General features: G+C 40.7%; 5 protein-coding genes. 3 read left to right on the top strand and 2 right to left on the bottom strand.

What is annotated here, in order from left to right:
* Positions 1–84: 84 nt before the first annotated feature.
* Both Q4A91_RS09280 and Q4A91_RS09275 read right to left on the bottom strand, forming a co-directional pair.
* Positions 85–1,884, bottom strand: a complete 1,800-nt coding sequence (locus Q4A91_RS09280) for an N-acetylmuramoyl-L-alanine amidase (RefSeq protein ID WP_303214232.1) — start codon at positions 1,882–1,884, stop codon at positions 85–87.
* A gap of 45 nt (positions 1,885–1,929) precedes the next feature.
* Complete coding sequence (locus Q4A91_RS09275; RefSeq protein ID WP_303214230.1) at positions 1,930–2,838, bottom strand: LysR family transcriptional regulator; 909 nt, start codon at positions 2,836–2,838, stop codon at positions 1,930–1,932.
* A 102-nt stretch (positions 2,839–2,940) separates the two neighbouring features.
* Here Q4A91_RS09275 and Q4A91_RS09270 point away from each other — a divergent pair, with 102 nt between their 5' ends.
* From Q4A91_RS09270 to Q4A91_RS09260, 3 genes are all read left to right on the top strand, one after another.
* Positions 2,941–3,174, top strand: a complete 234-nt coding sequence (locus tag Q4A91_RS09270; protein ID WP_044135604.1) for a YqgQ family protein — start codon at positions 2,941–2,943, stop codon at positions 3,172–3,174.
* The gene (locus Q4A91_RS09265) at positions 3,171–3,551 is read left to right on the top strand and encodes a rhodanese-like domain-containing protein (RefSeq protein WP_303214228.1); all 381 of its coding nucleotides are present in this window, start codon (positions 3,171–3,173) and stop codon (positions 3,549–3,551) included. Before Q4A91_RS09270 ends, Q4A91_RS09265 begins: the two co-directional genes overlap by 4 nt.
* An 86-nt stretch (positions 3,552–3,637) precedes the next feature.
* Positions 3,638–3,871, top strand: coding sequence for a DUF4190 domain-containing protein (locus tag Q4A91_RS09260; protein WP_303214226.1), 234 nt, complete (start codon positions 3,638–3,640; stop codon positions 3,869–3,871).
* The last annotated feature ends 76 nt before the right edge of the window (positions 3,872–3,947 follow it).

Below are 3,947 nucleotides of genomic sequence, written 5' to 3'. Positions count from 1 at the left end.
AAAGCTCCATAATTTCCATAGTGGTTTTTACCCACTACAGATATTATAGAGCCATAAAAAGTCTCGAGATTTCTCGAGACTTTTTTACTGACCAGCGTAATATTTTTGGATCCCCTTTACGATGCCTGCGACCAGTTTGTCTTGGTAGTGGCTATCTCTGATTTGTTGGTTTTCGGAAAAATTATCCATATAACCAAGTTCTAGGAGAACGGCTGGTTTGGCTGTTTCGCGTAGTACAGCATAGCTGCTCTCCAATAAGCCAGCGTCCTTAGCTCCTGTTTCTGCTAGAAGAGAGGAGTGGATGGCAGCGGCGAGGCGTTTGCTTTCACTCATACGATCAGGGTGATTGTGCCAGTATTTATTAATCTTACTTGGATAATCAGGTTCATCGCTATAGGAGTAGGTTTGAATACCGCTCGCTTTTGAGTAGGTATTACCAGTAGCGTTGAAGTGAATACTGATAAAAATATCAGAGTTGGTCTTATTAACCATACGAGAACGTTCGGTAACAAAATCAACGTCAATATCGCTATCACGAGAAGTGAGGACCTTGTAGCCTAGTTCTTCCAACTTAGTACGAAGCTTACGGTAAATCTGCATGTTGAGATCTTTTTCAGCTACATTGTAGTAAAAGGCACCTGAATCTCGACCACCATGCCCAGGGTCTAGGAAAATGATATTGCTGTATAGTCCTTTTGTAAATCCGCCTTCAGTTGAAACTTCAGAAATCCATTGGCCGTATTTTTGGAACAGGTGTTCCTTACCGTCTATCTTGTAAGTTCCTGAAACATAATGCCCATTATCATCTAGGTAGTAGCGTGCTTTGTCAGAGTTATCGTAAATCCATTCGCTCTTTGCCATGTAACCACCTGACTTGAGGTAGTATGCTCCAATCCACTCCTGATTTGCATAACGGCCATCCGCTTTTAGATAGAACCAGCTCTTGTAGGCTTTATCGAAGATCCACTCATTCTCCGCCATGGCTCCACTGGTTTTAAGGTAGTAGCTTTCTTTCCATTTGTCTGCTAGCATTCCACCATTCTGGTCAAATGAGTACCAGGAACCCTGAATCTTTTGCCAGTTGTCTCGGATATATCTCCCTGATCCGTTCGCATAGAACCAAGTATCCTTGATTTTGACCCAGTTGTTTTCTGCCATAGCTCCACTCTGGTTGAAGAGGTAGCCCTTGAAGGTTGTCGCACTCAGCATTCCGCCTTCTTTGTCAAAGTAGTACCAAGAACCGTTGATTTTCTCCCATTTATCCTGTGAGATCTTTCCAGAAGGAGCGACATAATACCAAATTTGGTCTAATTTAGTCCAGCCCTTTTCTGCTATAGCTCCGCTTTTTGTGAGAAGATAGCCGTCAACGGCGGTGTTGCTGAGCATACTTCCAGTTTGATCAAAATAGTACCAAGAACCGTTAATTTTTTTCCAGATGTTCTGAGCTAGACGTCCAGAGGAATCAGCATAGTACCATTGATTGTCCAGTTTGGTCCAGCTATTTTCTATCATGATACCATCTTGGTTAAAGGCATAGCCTTTGTAGATAGTAGAATGAAGACGATTACCATCTTGATCGAAGTAGTACCATTTGCCTTGGATTTGTTTCCAGTTCAAAGCAGGCTTATCATCTTGGTAAAAGCGCCAGTGATGATTTTCTTGGTACCATCCTTCTTTTTTGGGCTTGTCTTCTTGCACATCTACTTTCGGAAGAACCTCTGATTTAGAGTTTTCCTCAACACTTGATTCTTTCTTTTCTTCTTTGGCAATTGCTTCCTTGACAGCAGATGTGGATTGAGATGTGTTTTCTTCTCCTAAGACGGATGCGGGTGCTAATCCTACGATTGAAAGGATTAAAGCACTGGTCAGTAGTATCTTTTTCACTTTTTATTTCCTAACTTTTTCTTTTTCCCTTTTTCATTTTTCCTGTTAATTATTGAATTGAACTTCTTCTAGTAAGTATTCGATAAAGCGTTCGCCCATCTTAGACAGGCTGGTTTTTTCATGCTGGATATACACTAGTTCAATAGGGTCGTCAATGTCCAGTGGAATGGAAACGATATTGTCTCCGTTGAGGTTACTGTTCAAAATCCCTGTTGCAATGGTGTAACCATCCAAACCAATCAAAAGATTAAAGAGGGTGGCACGGTCACTGACTACGATGGATTTCTTGTGGTGCTCTTGTGAAAGAATCTCCTCTGAAAAGTAGAAGGAGTTGTGCGTCCCCTGGTCATAACTGAGGTACGGGAAGTCTTCCAAATCAGCCAGTTTGACCTTTTCTTTTTTAGCTAGAGGGTTGGTCTTGCTGACAAAGATATGCGGTTGCGCGGTAAAGAGGTGGTGAGCTAAGAGGTGGTTGTCATCCAGCATTTTCGTTAAAACATCGCGGTTGTAGCTGTTTAAAAAGAGGACACCGACCTCGCTACGGAAGTTCTTGACATCATCGATAATCTCCCAAGTCCGAGTTTCACGAAGGAAAAGCTCGTATTTTTCCATATCACTTTTCTTGAGCAGAGAGACAAAGGCATTGACTACAAAGGCATAGTGCTGAGAGGAAACGCTGAAAAGTTCGCGGTGGGCGATAGGATTTTTATAGCGTTCCTCCAGAAGCTGAGTTTGCTCGACAACCTGACGGGCATAAGAGAGAAACTCCATCCCATCACGGGTCAAGGTAATGCCCTTGGGATTGCGGATAAAGATTTCAATGCCCATTTCATTTTCCAAGTCTCGAACGGCATTAGAGAGACTGGGTTGGGTAATAAAGAGTTGCTTGGCTGCCTCATTCATAGAGCCAGTTTCGACGATTTTGATAATATAGTGTAGTTGTTGAATTCTCATGTTTTTATTGTACCATACTTGCGGAAGAATGGGCAATGAAGACGAAGAAAATAGGGGGAAAGAGCCTGTCCAGTATTGAAAAAAAGTCTAGAATCTGCTAAAATGGAAGCTATGAAAACATTCTATGATGTGCAGCAATTTCTTAAACAGTTTGGCATTATTGTTTACATGGGGAAGCGCTTGTATGATATTGAACTGATGAAGCTCGAACTCTCTCGGATCTATGATGCAGGTCTGATGGACAAGCTAGACTATCTAGAGGCGGAAGCTGTTCTTCGTAGAGAGCACAAGATAGAATTAGACTACATAGAGAAAAATGGAGATAAGAACTTATGACAATTTGGATTGTTTGGGGAATTGTATTGGCGATGGCGGTATGGATGGGGTATAACTACCTTCGTATTCGTCATGCGGCTAAGATTGTGGATAATGCAGAATTTGAAGCCTTGATTCGGAAAGGGCAATTGATTGATGTCCGTGAACCAGCAGAATTTCACAGAAAACATATCCTCGGAGCTCGTAATATTCCTTCAAATCAGTTGAAGTCAAGCCTTGCAGCCCTTCGCAAGGATAAACCTGTCCTTCTCTACGAAAATCAACGTGGACAACGAGTGACCAATGCAGCTCTCTATCTGAAAAAACAAGGTTTCTCTGATATTTATATCCTTTCTTATGGATTGGATTCTTGGAACGGGAAGGTCAAGACTAGCTAACATTCTGTAAAAAACTGTCGAATGATAGATAAAGCTAGCATTTTATGGTATTATCATTTATATTAATTTTAAGGAGATTTTGTAATATGAATTCACAACAAAAGAAAAAACCTTCACTTATTTTAGGTATCTTATCTATCGTCCTTGGTTTGCTATCTCCAATAGTAGGTCTAATTTTGGGGATCATAGGATTGGTCTTGGCTTTTTCATACCAAAAAGAATCTGGACTGGACTATAAAACAGAAAAAATTCTCAACATCGTAGGACTTGTAGATTCTGTTCTTAACTGGATTCTAGCAATCGCAATATTTTTTAGATAAGCAAAAAAGAAAAAAGCTTTAAATTTGTACTGACCCCAAAAAGTTAGACAAATAATTATTGAAAGGATTTAGTTCT

This window comes from Streptococcus sp., assembly GCF_030528045.1.
Classification (GTDB): domain Bacteria; phylum Bacillota; class Bacilli; order Lactobacillales; family Streptococcaceae; genus Streptococcus.
The sequence above is the reverse complement of the archived record's forward strand: the minus strand, read 5'-3'. Positions and strand labels throughout refer to the sequence as shown.

Excerpts from the sequence above, each read along its gene's own strand:
- Q4A91_RS09275 (WP_303214230.1), bottom strand. The coding sequence starts at position 2,838 with ATGAGAATTCAACAACTACACTATATTATCAAAATCGTCGAAACTGGC.
- Q4A91_RS09270 (WP_044135604.1), top strand. The coding sequence starts at position 2,941 with ATGGAAGCTATGAAAACATTCTATGATGTGCAGCAATTTCTTAAACAG.
- Q4A91_RS09260 (WP_303214226.1), top strand. The coding sequence starts at position 3,638 with ATGAATTCACAACAAAAGAAAAAACCTTCACTTATTTTAGGTATCTTA.
- Q4A91_RS09265 (WP_303214228.1), top strand. The coding sequence starts at position 3,171 with ATGACAATTTGGATTGTTTGGGGAATTGTATTGGCGATGGCGGTATGG.